Source organism: Pseudomonas sp. UM16 (genome assembly GCF_050312595.1).
Lineage (GTDB): Bacteria > Pseudomonadota > Gammaproteobacteria > Pseudomonadales > Pseudomonadaceae > Aquipseudomonas.
In genome coordinates this window covers 258,159-274,827 of sequence record NZ_JBNPJT010000006.1, presented here as the reverse complement: position 1 = coordinate 274,827, position 16,669 = coordinate 258,159, and the positions used below count along the sequence as shown (strand labels likewise).

At 58.6% G+C, this 16,669-nt stretch carries 9 protein-coding genes and 1 pseudogene; 3 read left to right on the top strand and 7 right to left on the bottom strand.

Features of this window, described 5'->3' with window-relative positions; translation table 11 throughout:
* Positions 1 to 15 precede the first annotated feature (15 nt).
* Together ACQRAX_RS09530 and ACQRAX_RS09525 are read left to right on the top strand one after the other, a co-directional pair.
* A pseudogene (locus ACQRAX_RS09530) lies at positions 16 to 1,074 on the top strand (methyl-accepting chemotaxis protein); the annotation flags it as partial.
* A complete protein-coding gene (locus tag ACQRAX_RS09525; protein WP_427867736.1) occupies positions 1,060 to 1,932 on the top strand; it encodes a methyl-accepting chemotaxis protein in 873 nt (290 codons plus the stop codon). The pseudogene ACQRAX_RS09530 and the gene ACQRAX_RS09525, both read left to right, overlap by 15 nt.
* Positions 1,933 to 2,026: 94 nt before the next feature.
* Here ACQRAX_RS09525 and ACQRAX_RS09520 read toward each other — a convergent pair whose 3' ends face one another.
* The 7 genes from ACQRAX_RS09520 to pip form a co-directional block, all read right to left on the bottom strand.
* Complete coding sequence (locus ACQRAX_RS09520; protein WP_412040132.1) at positions 2,027 to 2,761, bottom strand: amino acid ABC transporter ATP-binding protein; 735 nt, start codon at positions 2,759 to 2,761, stop codon at positions 2,027 to 2,029.
* Entirely contained in the window at positions 2,754 to 3,716 is a 963-nt protein-coding gene (locus tag ACQRAX_RS09515; protein ID WP_412039933.1) for an amino acid ABC transporter permease, read from the bottom strand. The genes ACQRAX_RS09520 and ACQRAX_RS09515 overlap by 8 nt, the downstream gene beginning before the upstream one ends.
* Positions 3,717 to 3,794: 78 nt before the next feature.
* Positions 3,795 to 4,598, bottom strand: a complete 804-nt coding sequence (locus tag ACQRAX_RS09510; RefSeq protein ID WP_412039934.1) for a transporter substrate-binding domain-containing protein — start codon at positions 4,596 to 4,598, stop codon at positions 3,795 to 3,797.
* Positions 4,599 to 4,843: 245 nt separating this feature from the next.
* Positions 4,844 to 7,417, bottom strand: a complete 2,574-nt coding sequence (gene mdoH / locus ACQRAX_RS09505; protein WP_412039935.1) for a glucans biosynthesis glucosyltransferase MdoH — start codon at positions 7,415 to 7,417, stop codon at positions 4,844 to 4,846.
* Positions 7,410 to 9,125: a glucan biosynthesis protein G gene (locus ACQRAX_RS09500; protein ID WP_412039936.1), complete on the bottom strand. Its 1,716-nt coding sequence runs from the start codon at positions 9,123 to 9,125 to the stop codon at positions 7,410 to 7,412. Before ACQRAX_RS09500 ends, mdoH begins: the two co-directional genes overlap by 8 nt.
* 261 nt (positions 9,126 to 9,386) lie before the next feature.
* Positions 9,387 to 9,824, bottom strand: coding sequence for a D-aminoacyl-tRNA deacylase (gene dtd, locus ACQRAX_RS09495; RefSeq protein WP_412039937.1), 438 nt, complete (start codon positions 9,822 to 9,824; stop codon positions 9,387 to 9,389).
* Positions 9,821 to 10,792 (bottom strand): prolyl aminopeptidase, encoded by a 972-nt coding sequence (gene pip / locus ACQRAX_RS09490; RefSeq protein WP_412039938.1) that lies wholly within the window; start codon positions 10,790 to 10,792, stop codon positions 9,821 to 9,823. Before pip ends, dtd begins: the two co-directional genes overlap by 4 nt.
* Positions 10,793 to 10,984: 192 nt before the next feature.
* Here pip and ACQRAX_RS09485 point away from each other — a divergent pair, with 192 nt between their 5' ends.
* Positions 10,985 to 16,645: an NEL-type E3 ubiquitin ligase domain-containing protein gene (locus tag ACQRAX_RS09485; protein ID WP_412039939.1), complete on the top strand. Its 5,661-nt coding sequence runs from the start codon at positions 10,985 to 10,987 to the stop codon at positions 16,643 to 16,645.
* Positions 16,646 to 16,669: the final 24 nt, after the last annotated feature.

Here is a 16,669-nt window from a genome sequence, read left to right as displayed (position 1 = left end):
CAATGGAGTCCCACCATGTACCGTTGGTTAGCCCAGCACCTGGGTAACGTGAGCGTTAATCGAAAACTCGGCATCGGCTTCGGCCTGGTCCTGCTGCTGACCCTGAGCATTACCCTGACGGGCTGGCAGGGCATCAGTGGCGTCACCCATCGCGGCGATACCCTTGGCAACATTTCTCAGTTGCTTGAAGCCACCCTCGAACTGCGCGTCGCTCGTCAGGCGTACCAACTCAATGGCGATGAGGCTGCGGCGCAGAACCTCAATAACGCCCTGGCCACCCTTGATCGACAACTGCAACAGGTTGATCAGCTTATCGTCCTGCCAGAGAACCAGCGCCGCATCGAACAGCAGAAAGAAGCCGCCCGACAATACCGCCAGGGCCTGGCTGAAGTCGAGAAGGCCGCGCAGCAACGCCAAGCCAGTCGCGCGGTGCTCGGCAGCAGTGCCGACCAAGCCACAGCGCTGATCGCCGAAATCGAAAAGCAACTGCTCGCTGGCAGTGACCTGAACGTGTTCAACAGTGTCGTCGAGGCTGGAAAACTGCTGCAGCAGGCGCGATTCCAGGTTCGTGGTTATACCTACAGCGGCAAAGCCGAACTCCAGCAGACCGCACTCGATGCCATCGACCAGGCCAACACACAACTGAAGACCCTGGCGGAAGTCTTGCCAGCACATTTCACCAGCAGCTTCCAGCAAGCATCGCGCGCGCTGGACAGCTACCGTGCGGCGGTCACCCAGTTCGGTGTGTCACAAGCGGCGGCGGAGCAGGCAACGCAGCAAGTAGCTGCGCAGGGCGATATCCTCCTCGAACACAGCAGGCAATTGATCATCAACCTGACCCAGGTGCGCGATAACGAATCGCAGCACGCCAAGTCGATGCTCACCTTGGCCACCACCCTGGCCCTGGTGCTAGGCCTTTTTGCCGCCTGGGCCATCACCCGCCAGATCGTCATCCCCCTGCGCCAGACCCTTAGCGCCGCCGACCGTATCGCCAGTGGCGACCTGCGCCAGGACCTGCACATCGAACGCCGCGACGAACTGGGCCAATTGCAACGCAGCATGCAACGCATGACCATCAGCCTGCGAGCGCTGATTGGTGGTATTGGTGATGGTGTCACGCAGATTGCCAGCGCCGCAGAAGAGCTGTCGGCGGTAACCGAGCAGACCAGCGCCGGGGTCAACAACCAAAAGGTCGAGACCGACCAGGTAGCGACTGCCATGAACGAAATGGCTGCCACCGTGCAGGAAGTCGCGCGCAACGCCGAAGAAGCCTCAGAGGCAGCGTTGGTAGCCGACCAGCAAGCCCGTGAGGGTGATCGGGTGGTCGGCGAAGCCATCGCCCAGATCGAACGCCTGGCGCTTGAGATGAACCATTCCAGCGATGCCATGGGCCAGCTCAAGGGAGAAAGCGACAAAATCGGCAGTGTTCTCGATGTGATCAAGTCGGTAGCCCAGCAAACCAACCTGCTGGCTCTCAACGCGGCGATCGAAGCCGCCCGCGCCGGGGAAGCCGGACGTGGCTTCGCCGTGGTCGCCGATGAGGTGCGTAGCCTGGCGCAGCGGACTCAGCAATCGACCGAAGAGATCGAAACGCTGATTGCCAGCCTGCAAAATGGTACCCAACAAGTGGTGAGTACCATGGATGCCAGCCGCAACCTGACCGACAGCAGCGTCGAACTGACCCGCCGCGCCGGTACCTCGCTGGACACCATCACCCGCACGGTTTCCTCGATTCAGGCAATGAACCAACAGATCGCCGCCGCAGCCGAGCAGCAAAGTGCCGTGGCTGAAGAGATAAACCGAAGTGTGATGAATGTGCGTGACGTATCGGACCAGACTTCCGCCGCCAGCGAAGAAACCGCCGCTTCCAGCGTCGAACTGGCGCGCTTGGGCACCCACTTGCAAGGTCTGGTAGGCAAGTTCCAGCTCTGAGATTGAACAACCTGTGCTGCCTCTGCGGCAGCGCAGGCCAGTGATGTAGACACTGCGATCCCATCGCCGGCAAGGCCGGCGCCTACAGAATGGGTCAGAGCACCTGGCGCAGGAAGGCCTGGGCGCGCAGGTCTTTGGGCGCGGTGAAGAATTGCTCTGGTGGCGAGTCTTCCAGCAATTTACCGTGGTCGAAGAACAGCACCCGGTCCGCCACTTCCCGGGCAAAGCCCATTTCGTGAGTCACACAGACCATGGTCATGCCTTCCAGGGCCAGGGTTTTCATGACATCGAGCACTTCACCGACCATTTCCGGGTCGAGCGCCGAAGTCGGCTCATCGAACAACATAACCTTCGGGTCCATGGCCAACGCGCGAGCAATGGCTACCCGCTGCTGCTGGCCACCGGAAAGACGTGAAGGGAACTCATTGGCTTTCTGGGCGATCCCGACTTTTTCCAGCAACGCCCGGGCCTTGGCCTCGCGCTCGGCCTTGCCACGCTTGCGCACGACTTTCTGCGCCAGACACAGGTTCTCCAGCACGGTCATGTGCGGGAACAAGTTGAAATGCTGGAAGACCATGCCAACTTCGCGGCGGTAGGCGTTGACGTCAGTCTTTGGGTCAGCCAACTGCAGGCCATCGATGGCCACAGTGCCCTCGTCGAACGACTCCAGGCCGTTGAGGCAACGCAGGAAGGTCGATTTACCCGAACCCGACGGCCCAAGCACTACCAACACCTCACCCTTTGCCACGTCGGTGCTGACGTGATCAACCGCGCGCACCACCTGGCCACGGGTATCGAAGACTTTTACCAGATCACGAACTTCAATCACTTTGCGCAAGCCTCCGCTCAAGCCGGCTGGCCATGTGCGACAGCGGCAGGTTGATCAACAAGTACAAGCCGGCGACGCAGAACCAGATTTCGAAGGTCGAGAACGAGGTGGTGATCGCTTCGCGCCCGCTCTTGGTCAGTTCGGTAATGGCAATCACCGACACCAGTGAGGTGTCCTTGACCAGGCTGATGAATTGTCCGGCCAACGGCGGCAACACGCGCTTGAACGCTTGCGGCAGAACCACATGACGCATCGACTGGCCGGCGCTCAAACCCAGCGAGCGAGCGGCTTCGCCCTGCCCCTTGGCAATCGACTGCACACCCGCGCGGACGATTTCGGCAACATAGGCCCCGGTAAACAGCGCCAGAGCGGCAACCCCGGCGAATTCACGCGACAGGTTGAGCACCGTGCCGATAAAGAAGTAGAAAATGAAGATCTGCACCAGCAACGGCGTACCGCGCACCAGTTCGACATAGACAGTGGACAGGTCGCGCAGGGTCGGGTTGCTCGACAACCGGCACAACCCGGCAAACAGTCCGATCAAAAGCCCCAGCACGCCAGACGCTACCGAGATCCAGAGCGTGGTCCACAAGCCCCAGGCCAGCGGCCCGGCAGCCCAGTGGTGGGTAACGCCAATCAGGTCACCTTCGGCCACATCATCGCCGCGCGACAACTGCACACTGCCCTGCTCGACCTCAAATACCTGCTCTGCGCCACTCTCGTCACGCACCGTGACACTGGCCATATCGCCTTTGCTGACGATGTTTTCGATGACGCCGTTATCGACGGCTCGCTGGGCGACTTCAGCCTGGTAGGCGAAATATTGCGGCACCCGGTTCCAGCGCCATTCGTAGGAAATCATTGAGGTCGCGTAATACAGACTCACCGCCAGACAGATCAGCACCAGCGCGGTCAGCCCGTGCCAGGGCCACTGGGATTTCTTGTGTTTGATCACTTAAGGGTACTTCCGTAAAAGCGAACGCGCAGGGTTTGCCTGCGCGTCGGGTTTCAAACCGGGCGTAGTGCGCCGGCCTTATTCCATGTCCTTGAGCCAGGCGGTGTCCTTGAACCACTTGTCGTGGATTCGATCGTAGGTACCGTCGTGCTTGATCTGGTGCAGGAAGTTGTTGATGAAGTTGAGGCTGTCGTAGTCGCCTTTCTTCAGGCCAAAGGCCAGTGGCTCGAAGGTGAACGGCTTGTCCAGGAACAGCAGTTTGCCGGCGCCGGCCTTGTTCACCGCCACGACGTTGTAGGGCGCATCGTAGACGAAGGCATCGGCCTTGCCGTTGACCACGTCCATCACCGCTTCCTGTTCGTTGTCATAGCCGTGGTACTGGGCTTTGCTGATCAGCTTCTTGGCAACCAGCTCACCGGTGGTGCCAAGCTTGGAGGTCAGGCGGTACTTCTCATTGTTCAAATCTTTATAGGACTTGATCTCACCTGCCAGCTCCTTGCGGATCAGCAAGGTCTGGCCGACCACGATGAAGGGTTCGCTGAAATTCAGCTTCAGGTTACGTTCCTGGGTCAGGGTCATGCCGCTGCTGATGATGTCGAACTTGTCGGTCATCAGCGCCGGGATAATGCCATCGTAAGCGGTGGAGACCATCTCCAGCTTGACGCCCATGGACTTGGCCATGGCCTTGAGGATATCGACTTCGAAGCCGACGATCTCGCCGCGCTTGTTGGTCATCTGGAACGGCATGTAGGTCGGGTCCATGCCTGCGCGCAGGGTACCGCGCTTGACCGCATCATCAATGGCACCGGCTGCCTGGGCAGCGTTGACCGCGACCAGCGCGGTGACGCCGACCAGCAGCATCGACAGATATTTTTTAAACATCACCAGATCCCCCAGCAAGAAAGCTCGAATTTTATTTTTAGCGCGAACCGTCCTACAGACGGGTGCGAGATATTCGAGAGGGATGCTAACGCATGAGCGCCACGCGACCTATAGGCGCTGATGACTTTGTTGCCCGTTGAGCGCAGAAAAAGCATCGCCGGCATGGCCGGCTCCTACAAGGTTGTATGCACAACTAACCTTGTGGGAGCCGGCCATGCCGGCGATTGTTTCAACTGATCAGACGATCAGGCGTTGGCCAGAGAAGGCTGCGCCACAGGCTCAGGATGTAACGGCAACAACGGTGAGTGCGGGTCATTGGCAATCGACTTGCGCCAGACGCCCAGCCAAGCCTCGTAGTTCTCGTCCCAGACACGTGTATGCAGACGCGCCAGGGCCACCGGGTCGCTGAGCAGAGCCAGACGGGTGTTGCCATCCAGGCCGTCTGGGCCAGCCTCCAGCGCCTTGGCGATGCGCTCGGCACGCAACGCCTCAATCGGCTCTGCAACGCCATGACGGGCAGTGGCCAAGGCACAAGCCAAGGCATTCTGCTGCGGATCGACTACAGCGCGGACGAAGCCATCGTGCAGAGCGTGCCAGCGATTCTCGTGGGTGTACCGATCAGTCGCCAGCAGCTCCTGCGGCGTGGCGTACTCCTCAGGGATCAGGAACAGACTCTCGTCCTTGGCACGCAGGCCCAGGTGCACGCGGCTGGAGATTACCGAAACCGGGATCGACAGCATCAGCGAACCAACGATTGGCACCAGCCACCACAGGAAGCTCGGGTTCAGCCACGCCACCAACAAGGCCCAGGCCACGCCCAGCAAAGTCTGTGGACCATGGCGGCGTACCGCCTCGCTCCAAGGTGTGGAGTCATCGTCACGTTGTGGCGAGTTCCAGGTCGCAGCCCAGCCGAGGAACGCGGCAAGCACGAAACGAGTGTGGAAAATCATCCGCACTGGCGCCAGCAACATGGAGAACAGCATCTCCAGCAACATCGACAGCGTGACCTTGAAGCGCCCCCCGAACTCTTTCGCGCCCTTGGCCCAGATCAGAATGACGCTGAGCAGCTTGGGCAGGAACAGCAGCACAATGGTGGTGGAGAACAGCGCGATGGCCTTCTCCGGATGCCACTGTGGCCACAGCGGATAAAGCTGGCGCGGTTCAAGGAAGTACTGCGGCTCCATCAGGGTGTTGGTCGCCAGCAACGCCGTCGACAGCACCAGGAAGAAGAACCATAGCGGCGCCGACAGGTAGGACATCACTCCGGTGAGAAACACCGCACGGTGCACCGGGTGCATACCTTTTACCAGGAACAGACGGAAGTTCATCAGGTTGCCGTGGCACCAGCGCCGGTCGCGCTTGAGCTCGTCGAGCAGGTTCGGCGGCAACTCTTCGTAACTGCCTGGCAGGTCATAGGCAATCCACACACCCCAGCCAGCACGACGCATCAGCGCTGCTTCCACGAAGTCGTGGGAGAGGATGGCACCGGCGAACGCACCTTTACCTGGCAACGGCGCCAGGGCGCAGTGCTCAATGAACGGCTTCATCCGGATGATCGCGTTATGACCCCAGTAGTGCGACTCACCCAACTGCCAGAAGTGCAGGCCCGCGGTGAACAGTGGGCCGTAGACGCGGGTAGCAAACTGCTGCATGCGCGCATACAGGGTGTCCATGCCCGAGGCTTTCGGTGCAGTCTGGATGATACCGGCGTCAGGGTTGGCTTCCATCAGACGGACCAGGCTGGTCAGGCATTCGCCACTCATCACGCTGTCGGCGTCAAGCACCACCATGTAACGGTAGTCGCCGCCCCAGCGCCGGCAGAAGTCATCGAGGTTGCCGCTTTTGCGTTTAACCCGACGGCGACGACGACGGTAGAAGATCCGCCCGAAGCCCTTGGCCTCGCGGCACACTTGCAGCCAGGCCTGTTGTTCGGCCACAGCAATATCCGTGTCGTTGGTGTCGCTGAGCACGAAGAAATCAAAGCGGTCCAGGTCACCGGTGGCGGCGACCGACTCGAAGGTCGCCCGCAGGCCAGCAAACACCCGTGGCACATCTTCGTTGCAGATCGGCATGACAATGGCCGTGCGCGCACCGGCCTCGATCGGCTCGTTACCGGCGCTGCTGCCGGAGATGCGGTACTTGTCGCGACCGGTCAGCAGCTCGAGAAAGCCCATCAACGCGGTCCAGAAACCAGCCGACACCCAACAAAAGAGGATACCGAACAGAATCAGGATGCTGGTCTGCAAGGCATACGGCCAGACCTGGCTGGCGGTCTGCAACAGCGGCTGATGGGTGATCTCGTCAAGATCGACGAACGACCAGCCCTGGTACGGCAGAATGCCTTTCATGTACCAGCCGGCAACGATCGTCTGCCCCAGCATCAACGCCAGCAGAATATAGCGGCGCATAGAACCGACCCAGCGCCAGCGCGCCTTGGGCAGCTCACGCTTGGCCGGTGCTGGCGCGTTAGTGCGCCCGGTCAGGCGGCGCCAGGCGCGGATCAGAATGTTGGTGCGCCACGGCTCAGGAATCACCCGAGTGCGCCGAATCGGCGGCGTGGCCTTCAGACACACCCGGCCACTGCCGTCTACCGCCAGCATCTCGGCATCCTGCAGGGCCTCGGCGCTGGTCAGGCTCAGGCGCTCGCCAACCGAAGCCTGCACGGCTTCGGCATCGCGCGTGCCCGGCTGCGCCGATAAACGTTGATGCAGCTCGCTGAACGAGGTGCAGCTGGCAAGTTCTGCCCGCTGCTCATCGCTCAGTGGTAAGTGGGCCAGGTATTCGCCAAGCGACTCTGGCCGTGCTTGAGAGTTACTCATCGGCAGGCAACTGATAGCTCCAGGTCTCGGTCAACACCTGTTCGGTGGTGGCCGGTGCCCCAGTGGTGGACGCCGCATCGGCGGCTGGTTGCTCGGCAGGTTTTTCGGCTTTGGCAGATTTCGCTGCAGCCTTGTCCTGTTTGCTCGGCTTGGCTGGCTTGGCTGGTTCAACCGGAACGTCACGCAGCAGCGCTGCACGCATTTCCACGGACTTGCTCGGGTCTTTGACCTTCATCCGCAAGGTCAGGCGCCAGCCTTTGATTTCCGGGTTGTAGCGCAGGTTGTTCTCGACCAGCTCAGCGTTGTCGCCGATGCTGACCTGGCTACGTACCGCGGTATCTTCTGGCAGTTTAGCCAGTACCGGGCCTTCGAAGTCGACCAGGAAGGCGACGCTGCCGTCAGACTGACGAATCAGGTTGGACTGCTTGACGTCACCGGTCGAACGCAGAGTCTGTTTGACCCAGCCCAGGTTTGGCGAATGGAACTCGGACTCATCGATGGTCCAGTGCAGGCGATAGGCGTATTCAAACGGGGTGCCTGGCTCTGGCAGTTTTTCCGGGCTCCAGAACGCAACGATGTTGTCGTTGGTTTCATCGGCAGTCGGAATCTCGACCAGGTCGACAGTGCCCTTGCCCCAGTCACCGACTGGCTCGATCCAGGCGCTCGGACGCTTCTGGTAGTTGTCGTCGAGGTCTTCGAACTGGCTGAACTCACGCTGACGCTGGAGCAGGCCGAAACCACGCGGGTTCTCAACGCTGAAATTGCTCACTGCCAGGTGTTTCGGGTTGTTCAGCGGACGCCACAGCCATTCACCATTACCGGCATGGATCGACAGACCTTCGGAGTCGTGCAGGGCCGGACGGTAGTTGAGCACCTTCGATGGCTGGTTGCCGCCAAACAGGAACATGCTGGTCAGCGGGGCAATGCCCAGGCGGCTGACGTGGTCACGCAGGAATACCTTGGACTTGACGTCAACAATGGTGTCACTGCCTGGACGCAGGGTCAGCTTGTAAGCACCGGTGGAGCGCGGCGAATCAAGCAGCGCGTAGATCACCAAGTGTTTGTCGGCAGGTTTCGGACGCTCAACCCAGAATTCGGTGAAACGCGGGAATTCTTCGCCGGATGGCAGCGCGGTGTCGATTGCCAGGCCACGGGCGGACAGACCATAGACATGACCTTTACCAACCACGCGGAAGTAGCTCGCGCCCAGCAGGGTCATGATCTCATCCTGCTTGTCGGCCTTATTGATCGGGTAGAGCACGCGGAAACCGGCGTAACCCAGGTTTTCCGTGGCCTTGGGATCAAACTTGACGGTGCCGAAATCAAAGCGACTTGGGTCGTACTTGATCTCTTCGACCTTGGTCGCGGTGACTTCGTTGATTTGCACCGGCGTGTCGAAATGCATGCCCTGGTGATAGAAGGACAGCTTGAATGGGGTCTTTTCCTTGGCCCACTCGGCTTTTTCCGACAGGAAACGGATCTGCTGATAATCGCCGTACTTCATGTCACGGAACTCGGCCGGCAGATTGCTTTTCGGCGCTTGGTACTTTTGTCCGGCAAGATCCTTTGCCTTGGCCGCCACATCGTCAAGGTTGAACGCCCAGAGCTGGCCAGCGCTGAACAGGCCGACCAGTGTTGCGCCTGCCAACAAGGCCATGCGCAGCCGATTGCCGGGAGTTCTTGGTGCATTACAGGGACTTACAATCACGAGCAACCCTCGCCGAAAAACAGATGAATAAACCAACGGCCAGCGACATATGCCAGGTTGGCGAGCACTGTTCGGACTCCGAAAGGGCGCAATGATTCCCCAAACGGTTCCAGACAGCCTCAAGTCAAATTGAAAGAGCCTACGAACGTAGGTCCATTTAGCGCGCGATTATCCAGCAGGCGGCGTTACAACGCATCAGGTCAAACCAACTATTTATGCTACAAAACCCCTTGTTTTCCTGCAAACAGGGGTTTTTTGCCATCAGATTTGTAACATAAATGTTACGGGGCCATCATTGACCAGGTGCACTTGCATATCGGCACCGAACTGACCACTGGCCACCGTGTCATGTAACACCTGTGCCTGAGTCAACAAATAGTCGAAAAGCTCCGCGCCGAGGGCCGGAGGGGCTGCGCTGGAAAAACTCGGACGCAGGCCACTCTGGGTGTCGGCAGCCAGGGTGAACTGCGACACCAGCAACAGGCCACCGCCAATGTCCTTTAGCGACAGGTTCATTTTGCCTTGTGGATCGCTGAACACCCGGTAGTTGAGCAGCTTATGCAGCAGCTTGTCGGCATGCACCCGGGTATCACCGGGCTCAACCGCGACCAACACCAGCAAACCTTGGTCGATTGCGCCTACAGTCTTGCCCTCGACATCCACTCGCGCGCCTCGCACGCGTTGTAGCAACCCCTTCATGCTTCTTCCAGGGGCAAATCGAGCAGACGTCGAGCCATCTGGTCGGCAGCGCGCACCAAAGCGTCGGTGATACCTGGCTCGGAAGCCGCATGGCCGGCGTCGCGAATCACCTTCAGTTCACTGTTTGGCCAGGCCTGATGCAGTGCCCAGGCGTTGTCCAGAGGGCAGATCACGTCGTAGCGGCCGTGCACGATAACCGCCGGCAGGTGGGCTATCTTTGGCATGTCGCGGATCAGTTGGTCCGGCTCGAGGAAGGCATTGTTGGTGAAGTAGTGGCATTCGATGCGAGCAATCGACAGCGCCCTTTGCGGCTCGGAGAAGCGATCGACCACCAGCGGATTGGGTCTCAGGGTTGCAGTACGCCCTTCCCAGGTCGACCAGGCCTTGGCTGCATGCATCTGGGCAATCTGATCGTTGCCGGTCAGGCGTTTGTGGAAAGCCTTGACCAGGTCGCCGCGCTCTTCGGCCGGAATCGGCGCAATGTAGTCCTGCCAGTAGTCCGGGAACAGGCGGCTGGCGCCGGCCTGGTAGAACCACTCAATCTCTTGCGGGCGACACAGGAAGATGCCGCGTAAAATCAAGCCATGGACCCGTTCAGGATGAGCCTGGGCATAAGCCAAGGCCAGGGTTGAACCCCAGGAGCCGCCGAACAACACCCATTTGTCGATACCCAAGTGCTTGCGGATACGTTCCATGTCTTCAACCAGATGCCAGGTGGTGTTGTTCTCCACACTGGCATGGGGGGTCGAACGGCCGCAGCCACGCTGATCGAAGGTAATGATCCGGTACAGGTTGGGATCGAAGTAGCAGCGGCTCTGAGCATCACAGCCGGCACCCGGGCCGCCATGGATGAACAGCACCGGCAGACCTTCCGGCGAACCGCTCTCGTCGACATACAGCACATGCGGTGCTTCCACGGCCAGATCGTGCCGGGCGTAAGGTTTGATCTGCGGGTACAAGGTCTGCATTACGCACTCCGTGTGGGAATTATTCTGCCGTTGGGCATCATAAACCTGAATTGCGCTTTGAGCATGCCTCAGTGTCATGTCGATGCGCTATGCCCCACCACCTGGCAACAAGCTGCAGGTGATAGATCATGTTATGGACTTCTCGGCCGAGGCAGGCAATAGCATCAGAGCCCCATTACGCGAGGCTCTTCCATGAACAACCTGCCACCAGAACCTGACTCTGCGTCTATAGCGAACCACGAGATCATCCCGCACGCACAACGGGTAATCAGCAGTAAGGTGCCCAGCTGGCTTGCCCAAGCCACCCCCGATGTATTGAAAAAATTGCGCACCCACAGCCAAACACCCACGCCTTGGTTTGAAGCTGCATGCTTGGCCGATCCGCATACAGCTCGAATGCTGGTGGCAGAATACGGATTGCATCGAACGTGTGAAGCCGAGGTACAAGCACTACTCAAACCGCTGCCTGAGTTGCAACAGTTCGCCAGCGAACACCTGACCAAAGAACTCAAGGACCGTTTCGATCTGGACCTGGATGTAACCCAGACGTACCTGGTTAATAGCAGCAAAGCCGTGGCCTATCATGAGAATATGGCTGGCGACCCTGTAGTCAATTTTCAGCACGCCTTGAAGCTGGCGACGCAATCCTTGCTGCATTGCGCCATGCAGAATTTCGAAGCTGCAGAAGCGCTACCTGAAGGCTTGGACGGAGGCAGGATGCCGTCGGTGATCGTCGACAGCGACCAGTTCCTTGCCGGCTCCCCGGCTGGCAACCCGGTAACGCTCGCCCCTGATGCATTTGCAAGCTTGTCGCGCGAGCTGGACATCGGCGGCAAGTATCAAGCGCTGATTGACGCGGTCTTCCACCCCGCAGACGACTCGGACAACACTGCCACTCATGCTGTGTCGCAGACCTTCAGCAATGCCGAGCAGTCGGCATTGCGTCTGCACCTGCATAGCGCCTATTTGAGCAAGACCCTCGACAAAACCCTGTACGAAGCACTGCTGACGCTCGCCAGTGACGCCCCGGCGTACTACCAGGACAGTCCGATACGTTGCGCCTTCCTGGAGATTTTTGACGTCACGCTGACCGGCGCCTTGGTCATCGGTGTTGTGCCGTCGCCAGAAATGCTCCTGACATACGACCCATTGTGGCTTCCGTACAAGGATGTCTTCGTAACCTACCTACCGGGGGCGCCGACGCCCGTGAAGACGCACACCTCGGTTTATGAGATGCAGGCCCACCTGCGGGAGCAATTGTGGGCTTTCCATGTGCCACATTTGCTGAAGTTGATACCTGAGCGCGACAAGCAAGAATGCATCAACAAAGTACGGGACTGCCTACAGCCAGCAATCTGGAATTCGAGTTCGCAGGCGTTCGACCGGACGCGTGATCCCGACGCCTGGATTCCTGTAACACTGCAGCCGTTCAACCAGTCGTTTCTCAACCAACTGGTCAACCAGAAACAACAGCGGCTCAAGGACGATGCGCTATTTCACGCGGTATCCACGGCGCTTGAGGATCAGAAAACTGCCGACATGCGCCGTGCCTATTTCACCCAACTGGCGTTCAATACACTCGCGCTCGGCAGCTTTTTCGTGCCTGGACTTGGGCCAGTCATGCTCGGTTTAACAGCCATCCAATTGAGCTATGAAGCCTTCGAAGGGATTGACCTTTGGGCCAAAGGTGATCGTCAGCAAGCGCTTGATTACCTGGTAGACGTAGTGGAAAACGTAGCGCTGATGGCTGCACTCGGCGCCGCCAATAGCGGCGCCGGGAAACCCGCCGTCGAACGGATTCCAGTGGAAGTGCCGTCGTTCATCGAAGAGCTCAAGCCTGTTCGGCTTCCCAACGGCGAAGATCGTCTGTGGCAGCCTGACCTGCAGCCGTTCGCGCATGACACCATGCTGCCCGCAGACCTCGAGCCGGATGAGTTCGGCCTGTATCACCACCAAGGGAAAACCTGGTTAGCACTTGAAGACAAGACCTACTCAGTCAAACGCTCGCCCGTCAGCGGCGAGTACAGGCTCGAGCCCGCCAGCAAGGCACTAAGCTACGAACCCATGCTGCAACACAATGGCGCAGGTGCCTGGGTGCATGAACTGGACCGGCCGCGGGAATGGCAAGGCGTACGCCTGTTCCGGCGACTGGGTCATCTCAATATGCAATTCAGCGAGGAAACTGCGACGCAGATCCTCCATGTCAGTGGCATCGATGAAGGCGTACTACGTCGGGTGTTGAGTGAGAGTCAACGACTCCCCGCACAGTTGGAAGACACGATGTGGCGCTTCAAACTGGATAGGGAGGTGACTCAAGCCTTTACTGAAACAGAACACGGACAAGCTAGCAGGGAATTCGATAAGCGCTACCACAACCTCCCTGCCAGCCAGACACCGGAGGCAGCGCTAATACAGCGAGTGCACCCCCAACTGCCCTTTTCTATCACCGATGAGCTGGTGCGAAACGCCAGCCCGGCGGAGCTGCAATTGTTGGCTAAGGGAAAAATCCCCAAGCGCCTAGGTGAAGAGATACGCCTCTACCGACAGCAGGTACGGCTCACTCGTGCCTACGAAGGGTTGTATTTGGACTCAGCACCTAACCCAGACTCCGACCGACTGATCCTGCATAGCCTCAAACAGCTCCCAGGCTGGTTAGCAGAGACCGCAATCGAGCTGCGCGAGGGTAAGCACACACCGGGTCGAATCGACGGCATCGGTGCCGATGACGCATCTACACGCAAAATTATTACGCGTTTTCCAACCGGCTATGTTGCCTCATCACTCTATTCCTCATCCTTCCCTGAGGTCGTACACACCACACTCTACAGCGCTTTGCTCGCAGCACTTTCAGATGCACAACGCATGGCACTGGCTTCCTCTGGCGTGCCTGACGCATTAACACTACGCCAAGCTATTCAACGCGCCCCGCTGCCTCGTTGGGCCCTGCGCAATGTTCTGGGTATGCAGCGTCCAGCCTTCAGGTCACCAATGCGCCTTGCCGATGGACGCCTTGGCTACCCCCTGAGTGGCGGTGGCAACCTCGGTGACGAGGTGAACAGGTCTATATCGCTGCGTCTGATCAACGACCTTGGACTACCTCAGCGACTCACTGTCTCTGCTGAGCTTATTGTGACCAGGCTGGAACAATTTGGCATGTCCTTCGCGCAGATACACGACAGGCTGGGACAATTGACCGCTGAACGACAAGAGCTGCAAGAGAGCCTGGAGCAATGGCGCGCTGACCCAGGCGTAATTACCGATTTAGCCAGTCGCGAATCCAGCAGGCAAGAAATCAATGCGGCGATCTGGCAACAATGGTTCGACAATGCCTTGCCAGAACTTAATCAAGGGGCAAGGCCGTTACGTCTGCAAAACATGTTTATCGCAGAGTTCCCCCAGCATCTGCCTGACTTCATCGCTTCGCGTACGCGGCATTTGCAGCTCAGCAATCTATCTCTCGATCATTCAGCAGATGGTTCTCTGGGATGGCCGCAGTTCGAGGCGCAATTGAGGAGTGTCTTCCAGCACTTTCCTCTACTGGAAAGACTGGAGATCGAACGCCCCTACAATGCCAATGCAAATGCTTCCGAGCTTTCCAGCAGCCTGCAACTGGTCATCAGAAGCTTTCCACAGCTCACTGAACTGAGCTTCGTCAACCAGAACCACGTACTAACGCCCCAGGAAATCGAAAGGCTGGGCACACGCGAACATCTCAATCGCCTGGACCTTAGTGGTAACGTCCTGGACCTGGGCTCGGCCTCCCTCCTGCCCGACTGGCATCTGGACTACCTGGGCCTGGAACGCATGAGGTTCGAGCGTTGGCCGACATGGTTGAGCAGCGCCGCGCTGGAGAGAATCGGCGAAGTTTCGGTGCGCACGAACAACATTACTGTGGTGCCTGAATTTCTGTTGAACAACGAAACCTCTGTGGACCATCACACGTTAGTGTCCCTGGATGGGAACGCCATTTTCCCGTCCCAACTGAGGGAAATGTACCTCAGCCAGGATGGGCAACAGCGTCGATTCAGTTTCAATCTGGCCTTACCAATCGCCCTCGAAGAACAACTCTCGGCACTGATGAATGAACGCCAACAGTTGCGCGATGAAGTATATCAATGGGCGAACGCCTCGAGTTCGTCGGCCCCTACGAACAGTGCAACCACACTTGCGCGAACCCAGCTCGGCCAGGTGGTGCTCAATTACTGGGAGAGTCGAGTCCGCGGCGCCACATTATTTCCCCTGCATCTGGAAGACATAACGCTGGACAACTTCCCGTCCCGATTACCCGCGTTTTTCTACCGTTATGTCGAACACTTGCGGCTGAGGCGTGTCGAGACGTCCACAGAGCAACTCAATCAGTTTCTGCGCCGCTTCCCTTGGCTGCGCTCGCTGACGGTCGAGGGGCACACCCAGCCTTTGCGCGCATTGCCATCGGCGCTGCTCGAATCCAACACAATCAACGAGCTGTACTTGCGCGAGCAGGGGCTCGTGATTGATCAAACGGTCATGAGTGACCTGGGGCAAATGCGCAACTTGACGGTGCTGGACCTGTCCGGCAACAGTTTCAGCGCAGCCCTGCTAGGCCCGATAGAGTTCAGTCGACCTCTACATCGCCTGTATCTGCGCAACACGGGGCTGCAAGGATGGCCTACATGGTTGGATGACATAATGCCGTTGTATGTACTTGATCTGGACGGCAACGTGTTGACCGAACTGCCCGAACATATCCTGAGCAATCCAGAAAACGACGATGGATTTACCTCAATTTCCCTCGCGGACAATCCGCTGAGCGATGAGACCATGCGCCGAGCACACCTTTCCCAAGGTCGTCATCGAAGCTATACATTCGACATCGATCTGCCTTTGGAAATTCTCAATCTCCAGCCTCTGGACTACCACTCCAGCAACGCAAGCAGCACACCCGGCAGCAGCCCTGACAGTGCCGGCAGCGCCGACAGCAACGCAAGCTTTCATCGCCACAGCCCGGTGCCGTGGGTCCCAGGGGATATACCCAATGTCGAGCTTTGGTTGCAGGGTTCAGAGCAGATGCGTGCAATCCATAGAAGCCGATGGCAAGCGCTTGAACAAAGCGCAGAGGCTGCAGACCTGCTGAATCTCATCGGCCGTTTGTCCCAATCAGCACCGTACCGGACCCGAATCTCCCGATCCGAGTTCATCGATCGCGTTTGGCGTGTATTGGACATGGCGGCTGACACACTCGATCAACGCCAGCTTTTCAATGGCATGGCTCAAGACGGTGCATCCTCGAGAACATGCCACGACGGCGCACTACTGGTTTTCAAGCAGATCGAGGAGCAGTTCCTGATAAGTCAGGTTGGTATGAATACACATGGCCCCAATGACGCCGCATTCATGTATCAGCTAACGCGTCGTCTGTACCGCCAGCGCGAACTTGACAACATTGCACGTGAACAGGCCAACGGCAGGGACGAGGCAGAACTGCGGCTGGCCTACCATCGCAGATTAGCCACGGTACTGGATCTGCCAGCCCCTGCTGACCATATGTTGTACGAAAGTGCAGTCAGGTTGCGCCGGGGAGAGCTCGAAAGCGTTGAAAGACGGGTCCGCGAGGCAGAGCGCGGAGAGTCTTTCCTGCACTTCGCAACCCATTTTGCGCTCTGGGAGAATTATCTGCGTGCGGCTCATGTCGGGCGTTTCGAGGAGATCACCAACGCTTATCACGAGGGAGAGCATCGGCTCTTTGAGCGATACCCGGATGAATCGGTCGAAGCACTAGAGCCATACATACAAGCGCTCAGAGATAATATGGAAAACCAGGAGCGGGATCTGCTGCGCGAACTGACCAACCGAGCAGGTAGCCGCGAGAATTGACTGTCCCGGTGCAATGCCCGCCCG

What these genes read in the sequence shown, in the direction of transcription:
- ACQRAX_RS09525 (WP_427867736.1), top strand. Translation starts at nt 1,060, where the DNA reads ATGCAACGCATGACCATCAGCCTGCGAGCGCTGATTGGTGGTATTGGT.
- ACQRAX_RS09510 (WP_412039934.1), bottom strand. Translation starts at nt 4,598, where the DNA reads ATGTTTAAAAAATATCTGTCGATGCTGCTGGTCGGCGTCACCGCGCTG.
- mdoH (WP_412039935.1), bottom strand. Translation starts at nt 7,417, where the DNA reads ATGAGTAACTCTCAAGCACGGCCAGAGTCGCTTGGCGAATACCTGGCC.
- dtd (WP_412039937.1), bottom strand. Translation starts at nt 9,824, where the DNA reads ATGAAGGGGTTGCTACAACGCGTGCGAGGCGCGCGAGTGGATGTCGAG.
- pip (WP_412039938.1), bottom strand. Translation starts at nt 10,792, where the DNA reads ATGCAGACCTTGTACCCGCAGATCAAACCTTACGCCCGGCACGATCTG.
- ACQRAX_RS09485 (WP_412039939.1), top strand. Translation starts at nt 10,985, where the DNA reads ATGAACAACCTGCCACCAGAACCTGACTCTGCGTCTATAGCGAACCAC.